General features: G+C 68.9%; 14 protein-coding genes. 10 read left to right on the forward strand and 4 right to left on the reverse strand.

The window, feature by feature from the left end:
- Positions 1 to 25: 25 nt before the first annotated feature.
- The gene (locus ACIA1L_RS09020; protein WP_396072034.1) at positions 26 to 370 is read right to left on the reverse strand and encodes a PspC domain-containing protein; all 345 of its coding nucleotides are present in this window, start codon (positions 368 to 370) and stop codon (positions 26 to 28) included.
- A gap of 237 nt (positions 371 to 607) precedes the next feature.
- Here ACIA1L_RS09020 and ACIA1L_RS09025 point away from each other — a divergent pair, with 237 nt between their 5' ends.
- The 3 genes from ACIA1L_RS09025 (at position 608) to ACIA1L_RS09035 (ending at position 3949) form a co-directional block, all read left to right on the forward strand.
- Positions 608 to 1555, forward strand: coding sequence for an NUDIX hydrolase (locus ACIA1L_RS09025; RefSeq protein WP_396072035.1), 948 nt, complete (start codon positions 608 to 610; stop codon positions 1553 to 1555).
- 277 nt (positions 1556 to 1832) lie between these two features.
- Positions 1833 to 2729: an NUDIX hydrolase gene (locus tag ACIA1L_RS09030; protein WP_396072036.1), complete on the forward strand. Its 897-nt coding sequence runs from the start codon at positions 1833 to 1835 to the stop codon at positions 2727 to 2729.
- A 248-nt stretch (positions 2730 to 2977) separates the two neighbouring features.
- Positions 2978 to 3949, forward strand: a complete 972-nt coding sequence (locus ACIA1L_RS09035; RefSeq protein ID WP_396072037.1) for a CDP-alcohol phosphatidyltransferase family protein — start codon at positions 2978 to 2980, stop codon at positions 3947 to 3949.
- Between the two features lie 67 nt (positions 3950 to 4016).
- Here the strand turns inward: ACIA1L_RS09035 and ACIA1L_RS09040 are convergent, their stop codons facing one another.
- From ACIA1L_RS09040 to ACIA1L_RS09050, 3 genes are all read right to left on the reverse strand, one after another.
- Entirely contained in the window at positions 4017 to 5261 is a 1245-nt protein-coding gene (locus ACIA1L_RS09040; RefSeq protein ID WP_396072038.1) for a phosphatidylserine decarboxylase, read from the reverse strand.
- A 67-nt stretch (positions 5262 to 5328) separates the two neighbouring features.
- The gene (locus tag ACIA1L_RS09045) at positions 5329 to 5688 is read right to left on the reverse strand and encodes a hypothetical protein (protein WP_396072039.1); all 360 of its coding nucleotides are present in this window, start codon (positions 5686 to 5688) and stop codon (positions 5329 to 5331) included.
- Positions 5685 to 7307 (reverse strand): PspC domain-containing protein, encoded by a 1623-nt coding sequence (locus ACIA1L_RS09050; protein WP_396072040.1) that lies wholly within the window; start codon positions 7305 to 7307, stop codon positions 5685 to 5687. Before ACIA1L_RS09050 ends, ACIA1L_RS09045 begins: the two co-directional genes overlap by 4 nt.
- Positions 7308 to 7476: 169 nt before the next feature.
- On the opposite strand from ACIA1L_RS09050, the gene ACIA1L_RS09055 reads away from it, so the two are divergent.
- The 7 genes from ACIA1L_RS09055 (at position 7477) to ACIA1L_RS09085 (ending at position 15402) form a co-directional block, all read left to right on the forward strand.
- Entirely contained in the window at positions 7477 to 8733 is a 1257-nt protein-coding gene (locus tag ACIA1L_RS09055) for a PspC domain-containing protein (protein WP_396072454.1), read from the forward strand.
- Positions 8730 to 9395 (forward strand): response regulator, encoded by a 666-nt coding sequence (locus tag ACIA1L_RS09060; protein ID WP_396072041.1) that lies wholly within the window; start codon positions 8730 to 8732, stop codon positions 9393 to 9395. The genes ACIA1L_RS09055 and ACIA1L_RS09060 overlap by 4 nt, the downstream gene beginning before the upstream one ends.
- A 271-nt stretch (positions 9396 to 9666) precedes the next feature.
- Positions 9667 to 11304 carry an ABC transporter substrate-binding protein gene (locus ACIA1L_RS09065; RefSeq protein WP_396072042.1) on the forward strand — a complete coding sequence of 546 codons (1638 nt, stop codon included), beginning with the start codon at positions 9667 to 9669 and terminating at the stop codon, positions 11302 to 11304.
- A 135-nt stretch (positions 11305 to 11439) separates the two neighbouring features.
- Positions 11440 to 12366 (forward strand): ABC transporter permease, encoded by a 927-nt coding sequence (locus tag ACIA1L_RS09070; protein ID WP_396072043.1) that lies wholly within the window; start codon positions 11440 to 11442, stop codon positions 12364 to 12366.
- Entirely contained in the window at positions 12359 to 13303 is a 945-nt protein-coding gene (locus ACIA1L_RS09075) for an ABC transporter permease (protein WP_396072044.1), read from the forward strand. The genes ACIA1L_RS09070 and ACIA1L_RS09075 overlap by 8 nt, the downstream gene beginning before the upstream one ends.
- Positions 13304 to 13310: 7 nt before the next feature.
- On the forward strand, positions 13311 to 14342 hold the full coding sequence (locus ACIA1L_RS09080) for an ABC transporter ATP-binding protein (protein ID WP_396072045.1): 1032 nt from the start codon (positions 13311 to 13313) through the stop codon (positions 14340 to 14342).
- A 43-nt stretch (positions 14343 to 14385) separates the two neighbouring features.
- Positions 14386 to 15402 carry an ABC transporter ATP-binding protein gene (locus ACIA1L_RS09085; RefSeq protein ID WP_396072046.1) on the forward strand — a complete coding sequence of 339 codons (1017 nt, stop codon included), beginning with the start codon at positions 14386 to 14388 and terminating at the stop codon, positions 15400 to 15402.
- Positions 15403 to 15567 lie beyond the last annotated feature (165 nt).

Genomic DNA, 15567 nt, shown 5'->3' on the forward strand with positions numbered 1-15567 from the left:
TCGTGGGCGCCGCCGGTCCGAGCGATCACGCGGCCGGGTCAGTGCTCGTCGGCGTGGCCGGTCCGGCGCTCGTCGGCGGCACCGGGCCGGTGGTGGTCGAGTGGGCCATGGGGTGTCCCCAGGTGGGGTCGGCGGGGTCGCGCCAGGCCGGAGCGGCCGGGGCGGGCTCCTCGGGCATCAGGAACCAGGCGATCGGGTACGCCAAGATTGCGGTTCCCCACGTCAGCACCGCGGCGGCCGCGAAGGCGACCCGAATCAGGACCGGATCGACGGACAGGTAGCGGCCGAGACCGCTGCACACGCCGGCGATGATGCGGTCGTCGTAAGGGCGGCGGAGTTGCTTGTACGGGGCGACAGTCGGTTCAGTCATGACTCCAGAGTCGGCTGCCGAGCGCTCGACGGCCTCGGTGAACGCCCCGAGTCCGACCCTGATTCCGGCCTGGGGGTGCGGGTCGACCGGTGTGTTTCGCACCGATAGCAACCTGTTACTGCCCGACTGCGCTTCGTGCGGAGAACCGCCCTGAACTGCGATTACTGAGCGCTATCGCCCTGTCAGGAACCCGACAGTAGTTCCCCAGAGTTAACATAAACCGGGCAAGATGCCGCCGTGACCCCCGCACTGGAGCCGCTCCGCAGGATTGCGGCATACGCCGTCGCGACCGATCCCCACGGCCGCGTCCTTCTCGTCCGTGCCTCGGCCCGCTCCGGCACGCCCGGCGTCTGGTCCCTACCCGGCGGTGCCGTCGACCACGGAGAGGACCCAAACCACACCGTCGTCCGAGAAACCGCCGCAGAGACCGGCCTCTCCGTCACGGTCACCGGCCTGCGCGACGTCCTCGCCGACATGCGCTCGCTGCCGCACCGCGGCGTCACCATTCACACCGACCGCCTGGTGTACGAGGTGTCGGTGCGCGGCGGCAACCTGATCGACCGGGTCGGCCAGCCCACCGACATGGCCCGCTGGCACACCGTCGACGAAGCCCAGGAGCTGCGGCTGCGCCCGTTCACCGCGGCCGCGCTCGGACTGCCCGCCGCCAGCGCCGACCTGCGGCCCGAAGAAGCCCCCGACTACCCGTCGTTCTATGCCTATCCCGGCCCGGACGGACTGCACCGGGCGCAGCGCTTCGCGGCGTACGCGATCGCCACCGATCCGCACGACCGCCTCCTGCTGACCCGGGTCGCCCCGGGCTACCCCGGCGAGGGCTGCTGGCATCTGCCCGGCGGTGGCACCGACTACGGCGAACAGCCCGGCGCCGCCCTGATCCGTGAGCTCGTCGAGGAGACCGGCCAGCAGGGGCGACTCGTCGAGCTGCTCGGCGTAGCCAGCCACCGTGATGCCGCTTCGCTCGGCCCCGAGGGCTACCCGATCGACTGGCACGGCGTCCGGGCCTTCTATCGGGTCTTCGTCGACGCGCCCACCGACGTGGCGGTCGGCGACGTCGGTGGCTCCACCTCGGAAGCGTGCTGGCTGGCCCTCGCCGAAGTCGCCGCGCTGCCCGAGGACGAGCTCACCGAAGTCACCGTCGAGGCTCTGCGCGCAGCCGGGCTGCGCTGATCACGCGCCGCGGACCGGGTTGCTGAGGCCTGCGGCGCGTGATTGCTCACGCCTGTGGCCTGCGGCGCGTGATTGCTGGACCGGGCTGCTGAGGGCTGCGGCGCGTGATTGCTCACGCCTGTGGCCTGCGGCGCGTGATTGCTGGACCGGGCTGCTGAGGGCTGCGGCGCGTGATTGCTCACGCGTGTGGCCTGCGGGGTCCGCGTGGCCGGCGGTGCGGACGTGGGGCGGGCCGGACCCCGGCTGGCCCCGGACGCCGCCCCGCTAGCCTGGGCGGGTGAAGGTCAGACGGATAGGCGCGTACGGGCTCTGCCGCGATGCCAGCGGCCAGGTGTTGATGGCGCACAACTCCCGGCTCTCCGCCTTTCCCGGACTCTGGACCCTGCCCGGGGGCGGGGTCGAGCAGGGCGAAGATCCCGACGACACCGTCGTGCGGGAATTCGCCGAGGAGACCGGCCTGCGGGTACGCATCCTGAAACTTCACTCGGTGACCTCCGACGTTTTCCGGCTTCCAGACACGGATACGTGGGAACACACCGATCGGATCATCTACGACGTCCAGATCCTGGACGGGGAGCTTTGCGACGAGGCGTCCGGCACGACTGACCGGGTCGCCTGGGTGGTTCCGGACCAGCTCCCGCTGATGCCGTTCACCGCGGGCGTGTTGGGGCTGCCCGTGCTGCCCTCCGAGGTGCCGCCTGAGGAGCTCGAGCAGCAGGAGCGCACCAACCAGCGGTTCGGGGCGTACGGAATCGTCACCGACCCGGACGGCCGCATCCTGCTGACCCGGATCGCGGCCGGCTATCCCGGGGCCGGACTCTGGCATCTGCCCGGCGGCGGAACTGATCACGGCGAGCTGCCGGAGGTCGCCCTCGCCCGGGAGCTGGTGGAAGAAACCGGGCAACACGGACGGGTGACCCGGCTGCTCGGGACCTCGCACCACCATGACCCCGCGGCGATAGGTCCGGAAGGCGTACCGGTGGACTGGCATGTCGTTCGTGTCCTGTTCAGTGTTTCGGTCGACCGGCCGACAGAACCAGTGGTGATGGAGGAAGCGGGCGGATCCACGTCGGCGGCGGCCTGGTTCGATCAGGTCACGGCGAGTGATCTGGAGTTGACCGAAGTTGCTGGATCCGCGCTCCGGCGGCTCGCGGACGAAAGGGCTCATCAGTGATCGGCTTGGCGGGCCTCGGTTAGACTCGTCACAGAGCCGAGCAGTGTGCGTGCCTCCTCGGCCGTACGGAGGAATGAAAACTCCAGAGCACGACGTTGCACACGACGGTCGATTCGTCCCTCGCCAAGAGGGCGCGGCTGTGCGATTGTGTAACCCGCCTCAATCACGGTCCGTAGATACGACGGGCGTTGGGCAGCACCCCGCAACGGCCCCAGCCGGCGGGAAATCGAAAGCAGATGGAGGAGCACGTGCCGAGAACCCCGTGGCGCCGACGTACGACGGATAGTCCCCGTCCCGCCGGGCGTCGTTGGGCAGGCCGGCTTCGCCGTGGCGGCACGATCGCCCGGCAGGCCCTGTTGGTGCGCGTGGGGAACAGGTCCGCTGACGCGGGCCGGGCCGCCACCGCGACCCGGGCGGAAGTCATCTACACCGGCACGGAGCTCGTGCCGCTTTCCGGACGTGGCCGTACCCTCACCTCGGGCAGCCACGGCCCGGTAGCTATGGCCCAGCCGGCCACGCTCGAGGCCGACTCCACCTCCCTGCTGCCCGGGGAGCACACCATGCGTCGCCGGATCAGCTTCGGCCTGGTCAACGCCTGCACCCTGGCCAGCCTCGGCCTCGGCCTGCTCGCGATCTTCCTCGCCATGCAGGGCGAGACCCGCTACGCCGCGGCCTGCCTGGTCGCCTGCGTGGCTTTCGACGGCCTCGACGGAGCCCTGGCCCGCCGACTGGACGTTTCCAGCCCGTTCGGCGCGCAGATGGACTCGCTGGCCGACATGTGCTCGTTTGGCCTTGCCGCGCCGGTCGTCGTCTACGCCTCGCTGGTGCACTCGGTGCCGACGGTCGCGGCCGGGGTGGCCAGCGTGCTGGTCGCGGGCTGCGCCGCCATCCGGCTGGCCCGCTTCAACGTCTCACCCAAGGACGGCAAGTTCTTCTCCGGTGTGCCGACCACCATGGCTGCCGCGGTGCTTGCCCTGACCGTGCTCATCGGCCTGCCCCTGCCGGGTGGCGTGGTGCTCGGCGGCGTAGCCCTGCTGGCCTTCGCCATGGTGTCCAGCTTCCCCTACGCGAAGCTCGCCCGGATCGTGAAGCTCCCGCCGTGGCTCTGGCTGCTCCCGATCGTGGGTGCGCTGGTCGACGCCCGGCTAACCTTCGTGATGGTCGTCGCGGCGTACCTGATCAGTGGTCCGGTCATGTGGATGAAGGCGCGCCGGGCCTGACCGTTCGAACGCACGAAAAAGCCCACCCGGCACCGGGTGGGCTTTTTCGTGCCTGAAGGCCTGCCGATCAGAGCCAGCGGGCGATCACCGAGGTGCCACCGCGGACCTTGTCGCCGACCGCGACCAGCGGCTCCGCCTTGTCGACGGGCAGGTAGACATCGGTGCGGGAGCCGAACCGGATGAGACCCATCCGTTCGCCCCGGGCCACCAGCGTGCCCACCGGAGTGCGCTGGACGATGCGGCGAGCGATGAGGCCGGTCCGCTGCGCCACCGCGACCGTGCCGTGGTCGGTGTCCAGCACCGTGTACGCCGCCACGTTGTGCTCCGCCGCCGCCGTCATGGCGTTCGCGTAGCCGCCGTCGATCACGAAGTAGTCGGTCACTCGGCCCGCGACGGGCACCCGGTTCACGTGCACGTCCAGCACCGACAGAAAGACGGCAATGCGCAGGAACTCCCCCTCGCCGAGCCGCTCGTCGGTCGTCCGCTCCACCGACAGCACCTTGCCGTCGCTGGCCGCCACGATGGCCGCCGGGTCACCCGGAACGTCGCGCTCCGGGTCGCGGAAGAAGGCCGCCACGGGCGCGGCGGCGAGGGCGGGCAGCAGCCACAACTTGGACTTCGGCCGGGAGCGTCGGGCCAGCGCCGCCAGGCCGAGCGCGATGCCCGCTGCCGCCACGCCGTTGGAGTCCAGGTGCATCGTGCGGGTCACCGGCACGCTCGACGGCCGGTACGCCGGCGCCAGCGTGGCCGCCTTGGCCGTGTCGGCCGGAGTGAACCGCAGCTTGTGGATGCGCAGCGGCGGCTGATTGCGGAGCACGAGGTCGGAACCCACCCCGAAGAGGGCGCTCTGCCGGAACAGCTCGGCGGCCGCCCCGCTCGTACGACCCGGGGCTGCCGGAGTCGCTACCGAGACGACCGCGCCGTCGGTGAGGTGTTTGCTCAGGCCGTCGAGGACCGCGCGGGTCTCGTCGGCGGTGCCCGTCAGGGGCTCGGCGATGATGACCACCTCGGCGGGTTCGGCCTCGTCGAGCGACTCGACGATCCGGACCCGGTCGGCAATCCAGCTGCCCAGGCCGGTGATGTGGTCGCGGAGCAGTCCGGCGGTGCTGCGCTCGCCCGCGACCAGAATGAGCGTGTCGCCCGGCAGCAGCGCCTCGAGCGCCGCGGCCACCACAGCCGACGCGTGGTCGGCGCCGAGCACCAGAGCGGTGGTCGCCGCGTTTTGGCGGGCGAACTCGGCGGTGAGGCTGCGGGCGGCGCGCTGGCCCACGCCGGTCACGGGGGCGGCGGACACGGAGGGAAACGGCGTCATGGCACGAGCATATGGCGCGGGTCGCGGGTCGCACCCGTTGGTGTGACCCGCGACCCGCGCCGACCAGCTAGTCCGCCCGCTGCACGCCCCTCGGATCGGACTGCTCGTCCGGGGCCAGATCGACCCGGTCGGCCGGGTTGCTCAGCAGCTCTCGAACGATGTCGGCGTGCAGCTCCGGCGGCAGATCGCCGGGCGTTTCCACCGGGGCCGGTGTGGCTGCCGGCGCCGCCGGCACCTCGGCTCGCCGGCCGGACCGGATAGCGCCGAGCAGTCCCAGCGTCCCGAAGAGGATCAGCGCGCCAGCCACCAGCCAGCCCGGCGCGGGGAGGCTCACGGTGAGCACCTGCGAGATCACCCACCAGAGCGCGACCAGCAGAAAGATCAGACCGAAACTGAACGACACGCCATCGGTACGGTGCGGCTTCACCGGGTCACCTCCACGTTGCCCGTGTCCATCTGGATGGTCAGCCGCACGTTGCCGCCACCTTTGCCGTCCGCGCCGAGGTCCGTCACGCCCTGCACGTCGAGGTTCCCGGTCTTCTCCTGGCCGTACAGCAGGGCCCGCCCGTCGTTCATCGAGACGGCGGTCGCCACGTCGACCTTGTCCGGGAGCAGCACCTTGACCTGACCAAACTTCATGGTCACCAGGATCGCCTGGTCCTGGCCGGTGAAGTCGAGAGCGCGCAGGTCCAGGGTGGCGGTGCCGACTGCGAAGTCGTACCGGTCGGCCACCGCGGTCAGCGTCTGCGGCCGGTACGAGTTGGTGATGAACTCCCCACCGAAGCGCTCGGCGCCGGTCGAGATGAACAGGCCGATGGTGGTCAGGATCGCCAGGAAGATCAGGCCGCGGGCCCGGCCGAACCAGGTGCCCACGAGCAGGCCCAGTGCGATCGTGGCGAGGGCTGCCGCGAAGTAGCCGGACACCGGCACGCTGGCCGCGGCCAGGTCGATCACGGTGAGCACGCCCATCACGAACACCACGCCGAAGAAGGTGATTCGGCCCAGCTTCGAGCGCTCCCGTGGCTTCTTCGCCGGCCGGGGCGGTGGAGGCGGCGGCTGTTCCGCGCCCTGCGCCCACGGGGCGTGCGGGGGCTGTCCCGCGCTGGCACCCCACGGGGCGTGCGGGGGCTGTCCCGCGCTGGCACCCCACGGGGCGTTCGGAGGCTGTCCCGCGCCGGGGCCCCACGGCCCGTGCGGCGCGAACGGCGGCCGGTAACTCCCGGACGGTGGCCCGAACTTCGGCGGCTCCGGCCACTGGTGCGGTTCGGCAGGCGTTGCCGGGCCGGTTTCCGCGGGCGGTCCCATGGGCGGCAGGGGAGCGGTCACCGGCTCGCCGGTCGGTGTGGGTGCGGGCGGCGGACCGGCCGCGGGACCGGCTGTCGCGAACTCCGTCGTGGGGTCTGCCGCGTTCGTCGTGGTCCCCGCGGTGCTGGTCGCGCCGCCAGCCGGGCTTCCGGTCGTGCTTCCTGCTGTGCTTCCCGCCGTGGCGAAGACAGCGGTGGGGTCCCCAGCCGGCGCGGGCTGGGCGGGCTGCGGAAACGGGGCGCGCTTCTTGAGCACGAGTGCTCCGCAGACCAGCACCGCGGTTGCCAGCAGCGTGGCGCGGAAACCGTCCTGCACGATGAAGGCGAACACCAGCACCGCGGTGCCGCCGAGCAGGACCACCGAGACGGGGGTCATTCCCGAACGGCCGCGGCCGAGCAGCGACTCCAAGGGCGCGGCGGTGTAACCCTCGGTGGGAATCAGCAGCCAGCCGAGCAGGTAAACCAGCAGACCGACGCCGCCGAAGAAGCCGAGGACGGCCAGCAGCACCCGCCAGAGCACCGGGTCCGTATTGGTGGCGCGCGCGATAGCGCCGCACACACCGGCCAGGTAGCGGCCCCGGGCCGGGCGGATCAACTTCTCCCGCGCGAAGCCGGGACCGTCCGGCGCGCCGAACCAAGGCGGCGGCGCCATGCCCGGGGGCGGCGGGTGAGACTCCGATGCCCCCGGAGCGTTCTGCGACGCCCCGGCAGCTTCGCGGGACTGGGCGGCTTCGTCGGTCATGCCTTTGATACTGGCGTCCGGCGTACCCGGCTCGCCTCAGGCGGCGACCCTGACCCCACCCTGAGATCCCGGGGTCCCCGGCATGGGGGATGTTCCCCGTGGCTCCGAGGTCGCCGACGTGTGACGATCGAACGGTCACCGTCCGTCCGCGACCGGGAGGGGTCCCGCGATCACCGCCACCACCGAACCGACGCGCCGGCTGTACCGGCCACGCGACCACCGTGTCATCGCCGGTGTCGCGACGGGTATCGCGCGCCACCTCGGGGTCCCCGTCACCGCGGTCCGGGTCGTCCTCGTCGCCCTGCTCGGCTTCAACGGCCTGGGCCTGCTGCTGTACGCGGTCTTCTGGGCGATGCTGCCCTTGCAGGCACCGACCGGAGTGCCCCCCCGCCGCGAGCTGGTGCTGCTGTTGCCGTTCGGTGCCATCGGGCTGGGCGTGGTGCTGCTGCAGGCGACAGTCTCCGACGACACGGGCGTGGCCGGCGCGGTCGGTTGGCTGGTCGCGGTCATCGCGGTCGGCGCCGGCATCATCTGGCACCAGTCCGATCCGACCCGCCGTACGCAATGGGCGGAAAGCGCGTCGCACACCCCCTGGCTCGCTGCCGTGGTAGCGGAGAGTGACCGCCGCTCGTTCGTCTTCCGCTTCATCGGCGGCGGGGTGCTGGTCGCGGTCGGCGTCATCGGGGTGCTCGCGGTCGTCCTGCCCAAGGGCAATCTCGCCACTGTCTTCAACGGCGTCATCTTCGCCCTGGTCGGCCTGCTCGGGGTGGGTGTGGTGGTGGCGCCCCTACTCTGGCGGACGTTCAGCCAGCTCCGCTCGGAGCGGGAGGGCCGGATCCGCGAGCAGGAACGTGCCGAGGTGGCGGCCATGATTCACGATCAGGTGCTGCATACCCTCGCGCTGATCCAGCGCAATTCCACCGACATCAAACAGGTGCAGCGGCTCGCCCGGGGCCAGGAGCGCTCGTTGCGCAACTGGCTCTACAAACCGGCCGCTTCACCGACTGAGCGGTTCTCCGCGGCGCTCGAACAGGCCGCCGCCGAGGTCGAGGACACGTACGCGATCTCGGTGGAGGCTGTCGTGGTGGGCGACACGCAATGTGACGAAAGGGTGGCCGCCCTGGTCGCCGCTGCCCGCGAGGCCCTGGTCAACGCGGCCCGGCACGCGGGTGTGGCTACCGTCTCGCTGTACGCGGAAGTCGAGGACACCGAGTTGAGTGTCTTCGTTCGCGACCGTGGCGCTGGCTTCGACGTGAACGCCGTGGAAGATACCCGGCATGGCGTACGCGGTTCGATCATCGGACGGATGCAGCGGCATGGTGGCAAGGCCGTGATCCGCAGCGAACCTGGTGACGGCACGGAGGTCCGCCTGACGTTGCCCGCCTCACGCGACAGCGTCGCCGCCGGAAAGGAGAATGCACGATGACCGAGCCTATTGCCGACCAGGACCGCCGGCTGACCGTCTTCCTCGTGGATGACCATGCCATGTTCCGCGCCGGCGTACGCGCCGAGCTGGGTGCGCATGTCGACGTGGTGGGGGAGGCCAGCTCCGTGGCCGAGGCGGTCGCCCGGATTGCCGCGACCCAGCCGGACGTGGTGCTGCTGGACGTCCACATGCCTGACGGCGGGGGGCGGGCCGTGCTGGACGCGATGCGGCGGACGCACCCGCAGGTCAAGTTCCTCGCGCTGTCGGTGTCGGATGCCGCGGAGGACGTGATCGGGCTGATTCGGGCCGGCGCGCGTGGTTACGTGACGAAGACGATCTCGCCGGACGAGCTGGCGGCCGCCGTACGCCGGGTGGCCGATGGTGACGCTGTGTTCAGCCCGCGGTTGGCCGGCTTCGTGTTGGACGCCTTCGCCGCGCGGCCGGACGTGCCGGTGGCCGATCCGGAACTCGACCAGCTCACTAACCGTGAGCGGGAGGTGCTGCGGTTGTTGGCGCGCGGGTACGCGTACAAGGAGATCGCGAAGGAGCTTTTCATCTCCATCAAGACAGTGGAGACGCACGTGTCGAACGTGTTGCGGAAACTGCAGATGTCCAACCGTTACGAACTATCACGGTGGGCAGCGGATCGGCGACTCGTCTAGTAACGGTCAGCCGTCCGCGGGGGATGATTCTGCACGCGGGGGGTGAAACCCGGACATTGTACTTACGGTCCGTTGCCAAACCATTACCTTCGACCATAACTCCTGGTCAGAGGCTTGTTTCTGACCGAAAGTACGAGCTCTGGAAGGCCGCTGAGGGACAACGGGCGAATATCGGGTTGATAACGGCGCCGTCGAGGACTAGTGCCGCTGTGTAAAGGTGTCACCCTACTCACACAACCCCTCGTGAGAGCCCTTGAAGGAGGCAACTCCCATGTTTGGGAATCGCCCGTGGAAGATGGCTGTCGGCACCGTTGGTGCCGCCGCCCTCGCCTTGTCGGTCGCAGCCTGTGGAGGTGGGTCGGATGAAGCTGACTCGGCCTCCAACAGCATCGTCATTGGTATCGCTGAGCCCAAGCACCTGATCCCGTCGAACACGACGGAGACCAGTGGCGCCCAGGTTCTCGCCGCCCTTTTCTACCCGCTCGTCGACTTCGACGCGCAGAACCAGCCGATCGAGGTGGCCGCCGAGTCGATCACCTCGGACGACAACAAGGTCTGGACGGTGAAGCTCAAGCCCGGCTTCACGTTCCACAACGGTGAGCCGGTTGTCGCCGACAACTACATCGAGGCCTGGAACTACGGCGCGTACGCTCCGAACGCCCAGGAAGCCTCGTACTTCTACGAGCGCATCGACGGCTACGCGGACCTGCAGTCGAAGGACCCGGACGGCGAAGGCCCGCAGAAGGCTCCCGAGCCGAAGGCCAAGACCCTCACCGGTCTGAAGAAGGTCGACGACTCGACCTTCACCGTGACGCTGTCCACGCCGTTCGCCGGCTGGAAGTCCGTCATGGGCTACACCGCCTTCCACCCGCTGCCGAAGTCGGCCTGGTCCGCCCCCGGCGTTCTCGCCCAGGGCTTCGAGGACGCGATCGTCGGTAACGGCCCCTTCAAGATGAAGGGCACCTGGGCGCACGACTCGAAGATCGTGGTCGAGAAGGTCCAGGGCTTCAAGGGCACCGTGCCGAAGGTCGACGGCGTCGAGTTCAAGATCTACCAGGACCAGAAGGCCGAGTACGCCGACCTGGTCGCGGGTAATGACGACGTGCAGACCCAGATCCCGATCGAGAGCCTGGCGTCCGCGCCGACCGACCTGGGTGAGCGGTTCAAGCGCAGCAAGAGCTCGTCCTTCCAGTTCGTGGGCTTCCCGACCTTCCAGCCGGAGTTCGCGAAGGTCGAGATCCGCAAGGCGCTTTCCATGGCGATCGACCGCAAGGAGATGACCGACCAGATCTTCCTCGGTTCGCAGCAGCCCGCCACCAGCTTCGTGTCCCCGGCCGTCGCCGGCTTCCGCGAGAACACCTGCGGCGCGAACTGCGAGTTCAACCCGACCGAGGCCAAGAAGCTCTGGGACGCCAACAACGGCCCCAAGAAGATCCAGATCACCTACAACGCTGACGGTGGTCACAAGACCTGGGTCGACGCGATGTGCAACCAGGTCAAGGCCTCGCTGCAGATCGAGTGCGTCGGCACCGGCGAGCCCAAGTTCGCCGACCTGCTGACCAAGGTCGAGAAGAAGCAGCCGGTCGGCCTGATCCGTCTCGGCTGGGTCATGGACTACCCGCTGATGGAGAACTACCTCGGTCCGCTGTACAGCACGACCGGTTCCTCCAACTACTACGGGTTCAGCAACACCGCGTTCGACAACCTCCTGAAGGAGGGCTCGGCGGCCAAGACGACCGACGACGCGATCGCCAAGTGGCGCGCGGCCGAGGACATCCTCGCCAAGGAGATGCCGGTCATCCCGCTCCGCTTCGGTCAGAACTCGTTCGGTCACTCGGAGAAGGTCACCAACGTGGAGGTGGACATCTTCACGAAGGTCGACCTCTACAAGATCGAAGTCAAGAAGTGATCTAAGCCGTTCGTGCACTGGTGGCGTCACGGTTTATGTGAAACCGTGGCGCCACCGTTGTGTATCCCCCCTCCTATCAGCCCGTCTGTCGTCGTTGCCAGGCGGTGCATCTTCCGCGGAAGAGGCTAAATCCGTATGTTCCGCTACATCGTGCGGCGCCTACTGCAGATGGTCCTGACGTTCTTCGGGGCCACCTTCATCGTGTACGCGCTGATGTTCGCCAACCAGGACAACCCCCTCCAGGCGTTGGCGGGCGAAAAGCCCATCTCCGAGAACGTCAGGCAGGTGCTCACCGAGCGTTACCACCTCGACGAGCCCTTCCTCATGCAGTACTGGTACTACATGAAGGGCCTGCTCACCGGTGACTTCGGCACCTCGCTGACCGGCCGCCAGATCGGCGACATGATGGAGACGGCCTGGCCGGTCACCATCAAGCTCGCGCTGATGTCGATCGTCATCGTCGCCACGGTCGCGATCCTGGCCGGCGTCATCTCCGGCATCCGCCGCGGCGGACTGTTCGACAACGTCACGCTGATCCTCACGCTGATCATCCTGTCGCTGCCGATCATCGTGCTCGCCCCGCTGACCCAGCTCTTCTTCGGCATTCAGCTCAAGTGGTTCCCGCCGACAGCCGGCGCGGACGCGACCTTCTATGCCCTGCTGCTGCCGGCCCTGGTTCTGGGCAGCTCGGTGCTGGCGAGCGAACTCCGGGTCACCCGGGCGTCAGTGGCGGAGAACCTCCGCTCCGACTACGTTCGCACAGCCCGCGCGAAAGGTCTGTCCCGCCCACGGGTGATTGGCGTGCACGTCCTGCGTAACTCACTCATTCCGGTCGTGACGCTCATCGGCGTCGACATCGGCGGCCTCATGTCCGGCGCGATCGTGACCGAAGGCGTGTTCAACATCCCGGGGGTCGGCTTCAACCTCTTCCGCGGCATCCGGACCGAGGACGGTCCGCTCGTGGTCGGGTTCGTCAGCATCCTCGTCATCGTCTTCCTGGTCGTGAACCTGCTGGTCGACCTGCTGTACGCCGCCCTCGACCCAAGGATCCGTTATGAGTGACATGGAAGCAGTAGTCGCGTCCGCCGGGCCCAGCGGCGAAGCACCGACCCAGCCCAAGCACGCGAGCAGCAAGAAGAGCAAGCCCCGCAGCCTCGCCGCCGACGCCTGGCTCGACCTCCGCAAGAGCAAGATTTTCTGGGTCGCCTCGATCCTGGTCGTCATCATCACGCTGATGGCTCTGGTGCCCGGGCTGTTCGGCGCCGGTGACCCGCGGGAGTGTTTCCTGTCCCGACAGTTCGACGGAGCGAGCGGTAACGCCTTCTTCGGCTACGACTACCAGGGCTGTGACGTTTACGCGAAGACCATCTACGGTGCGCGGAACTCGCTGCTGGTGAGCCTCTTCGCCACCGTCATCTCCGGCATCATCGGCCTGATGTTCGGGCTCAGCGCCGGTTACTTCGGCGGTTGGGTGGACGCCGTCCTGTCGCGTTTCATCGACGTGGTGCTCGGCATCCCGTTCCTGCTCGCCGCGATCGTGATGGCGAAGCGCCTGTCCGCCGACCCGGAGAGCAACGGTGTCCTCGCCGTGACCCTGACCCTGGGTGTGCTCGGCTGGACCACGGCGGCCCGCATCATGCGGTCCTCGGTCATCGCGTCCAAGAACCAGGACTACGTGGCGGCGGCCCGGATGCTCGGCTCCGGCCCGGCCCGGCTGATGATGCGGCACATCCTGCCGAACTCGACCGCGTCGTTCATCGTGGTGCTGACCCTGCTGCTGGGTGCCAACATCGCCAGCGAGGCGACCCTGTCGTTCCTCGGTATCGGCCTGAAGAACAACGCCATTTCGTGGGGCATCGCCATCTCCGAGGCGAGTCCGCAGGCGCGGGTCGAGGCCATGCCGCTGGTCTGGCCGTCCCTCTTCCTCGCGGCCACGGTCCTGGCCTTCATCATGCTCGGCGACGCCATCCGCGACGCCTTCGACCCGAAGTTGCGGTGACGCAGACATGACAGACATCAAGGCACAGATCGACGTCCTGCCAGGTCTGGACCCGCGCGCGCCGCTGCTGGAAGTGAACGACCTGCACGTGGAGTTCCGCACCCAGTACGGCGTCGCGCGCGCCGTCAACGGTGCCAATTTCCGGCTGGCGCCCGGCGAAACGCTCGCCATCCTCGGCGAGTCCGGCTGCGGCAAGTCCGTGACCGCGCAGGCGATCATGGGCATCCTGGACACGCCGCCCGGCTTCATCACCAAGGGCGAGGTCAAGTACCGCGGCCTCGACCTGCTGAAGCTGCCGGAGAAGCAGCGCCGCAAGGTGCGCGCCAACCAGATCGCGATGATCTTCCAGGACGCACTGTCCGCCCTGAACCCGGTCTACACCGTCGGATACCAGCTCAGCGAGCTGTTCCGGGTGCACCGGGGGATGTCGCGGGCCGACGCCAAGAAGCGCTCGATCGAGCTGCTCGACCAGGTCAAGATCCCGGCCGCCAAGACCCGGATCAGCGACTTCCCGCACCAGTTCTCCGGCGGTATGCGCCAGCGCGTGATGATCGCGATGGCGCTGGCGCTGGACCCCGAGGTGCTGATCGCCGACGAGCCGACCACCGCGCTCGACGTGACCGTGCAGGCCCAGGTCATGGGCCTGCTCGCCGAGTTGCAGCAGCAGCGCAACATGGGCCTCATCCTCATCACGCACGACATGGGCGTGGTGGCGGACGTCGCCGACCGCATCTCCGTGATGTACGCCGGCCGGGTCGTCGAAGAGGCGCCGGTCTACGACATCTACGCCCGGCCGGCGCACCCGTACGCGAAGGCCCTGCTCGAGTCGATCCCCCGGCTCGACATGAAGGGCCAGCAGCTCAACGTGATCAAGGGCCTGCCGCCCGCGCTGACCGCCATCCCGAGCGGGTGTGCGTTCGCCGCGCGTTGCGCCTACGCCCAGGACGTGTGCCGGCAGGACCCGCCGCCGCCGCCGTACGCGGTCGCGCCGGGCCGGACCTCACGCTGCCACTTCTGGCGGGACGTGGTCGGCGCATGAGCGGGCTGGTAAGCGAATCAGTGAGTCAGGCGGAGGCAAAGGCATGAGTGACCGCAACGAAGTGGTGCTCGAGACCCGCGGTCTCAAGAAGCACTTCCCGATCACCCAGGGCATCGTCTTCCAGTCGAAGGTGGGCGCCGTCCGGGCGGTCGACGGCGTCGACCTCCAGCTGCGGCGCGGCGAGACGCTCGGCGTCGTGGGCGAGTCCGGCTGTGGCAAGTCCACGCTGGCCAAGCTGCTCGTCGGGCTGGAGAAGCCGACCGAGGGCTCGATCAACGTCCGCGGCGAGGACATGGTCAAGCTCAAGGGCGGTGCGCTGCGCCGGGCCCGCCGCAACATCCAGATGGTGATGCAGGACCCGTACACGTCGCTCAACCCGCGCATGACGGTCGGCGACATCATCGGTGAGCCGTTCGAGATCCACCCCGAGGTGACCCCGAAGAGGGGTCGCGAGAAGGCGGTCCAAGACCTGCTGGACACGGTCGGCCTCAACCCCGACCACGTCAACCGCTACCCGCACCAGTTCTCCGGCGGTCAGCGCCAGCGCATCGGCATCGCCCGGGCGCTCGCGCTCAAGCCCGAGATCATCGTCTGCGACGAGCCGGTCTCCGCGCTCGACGTGTCGATCCAGGCGCAGGTCATCAACCTGCTCGAGGGGCTGCAGAACGACTTCGGGCTGTCGTACATCTTCATCGCGCACGACCTGTCCGTGGTCCGGCACATCTCGGACCGGGTCGCGGTCATGTACCTCGGCAAGGTCGTCGAGATCGGCAACGACGAAGAGATCTACGAGCGCCCGACGCACCCGTACACGCAGGCTCTGCTGTCTGCCGTGCCGGTGCCGGACCCGACGCTGCGCGGCCTGCGCGACCAGATCGTCCTGGAGGGCGACGTGCCGTCGCCGGCCAACCCGCCGTCGGGTTGCCGCTTCCGCACCCGGTGCTGGAAGGCCGAGGCGATCTGCGCCGAGCAGGAGCCCCTGCTGCAGATCGGGCAGCGCTCGGCACACCCGAGCGCCTGCCACTTCGCCGAGCCGCGGGATGTTGTGCACGCGGTGTAGTTCTCGTTTCTGGGAGGGGTCCGGCTTGCCGGGCCCCTTCTGTTTTGCGCGGTTCAAGAGCGAACTTCGGCTGACTCGGGCTCGTCGTGGTCCGAGACGTCGCTCCCGCCAGAGACCGGGCACGGACGACCAGTCGCCTGGCGGCTCCTGAACGGTCGTCCGCAC

Source organism: Actinoplanes sp. NPDC051859, from assembly GCF_044452725.1.
In the GTDB taxonomy this organism is placed as follows: domain Bacteria; phylum Actinomycetota; class Actinomycetes; order Mycobacteriales; family Micromonosporaceae; genus Actinoplanes.

What these genes read in the sequence shown, in the direction of transcription:
- ACIA1L_RS09020 (WP_396072034.1), bottom strand. Translation starts at nt 370, where the DNA reads ATGACTGAACCGACTGTCGCCCCGTACAAGCAACTCCGCCGCCCTTAC.
- ACIA1L_RS09040 (WP_396072038.1), bottom strand. Translation starts at nt 5,261, where the DNA reads ATGACGCCGTTTCCCTCCGTGTCCGCCGCCCCCGTGACCGGCGTGGGC.
- ACIA1L_RS09050 (WP_396072040.1), bottom strand. Translation starts at nt 7,307, where the DNA reads ATGACCGACGAAGCCGCCCAGTCCCGCGAAGCTGCCGGGGCGTCGCAG.
- ACIA1L_RS09060 (WP_396072041.1), top strand. Translation starts at nt 8,730, where the DNA reads ATGACCGAGCCTATTGCCGACCAGGACCGCCGGCTGACCGTCTTCCTC.
- ACIA1L_RS09065 (WP_396072042.1), top strand. Translation starts at nt 9,667, where the DNA reads ATGTTTGGGAATCGCCCGTGGAAGATGGCTGTCGGCACCGTTGGTGCC.
- ACIA1L_RS09070 (WP_396072043.1), top strand. Translation starts at nt 11,440, where the DNA reads ATGTTCCGCTACATCGTGCGGCGCCTACTGCAGATGGTCCTGACGTTC.
- ACIA1L_RS09075 (WP_396072044.1), top strand. Translation starts at nt 12,359, where the DNA reads ATGAGTGACATGGAAGCAGTAGTCGCGTCCGCCGGGCCCAGCGGCGAA.
- ACIA1L_RS09080 (WP_396072045.1), top strand. Translation starts at nt 13,311, where the DNA reads ATGACAGACATCAAGGCACAGATCGACGTCCTGCCAGGTCTGGACCCG.
- ACIA1L_RS09085 (WP_396072046.1), top strand. Translation starts at nt 14,386, where the DNA reads ATGAGTGACCGCAACGAAGTGGTGCTCGAGACCCGCGGTCTCAAGAAG.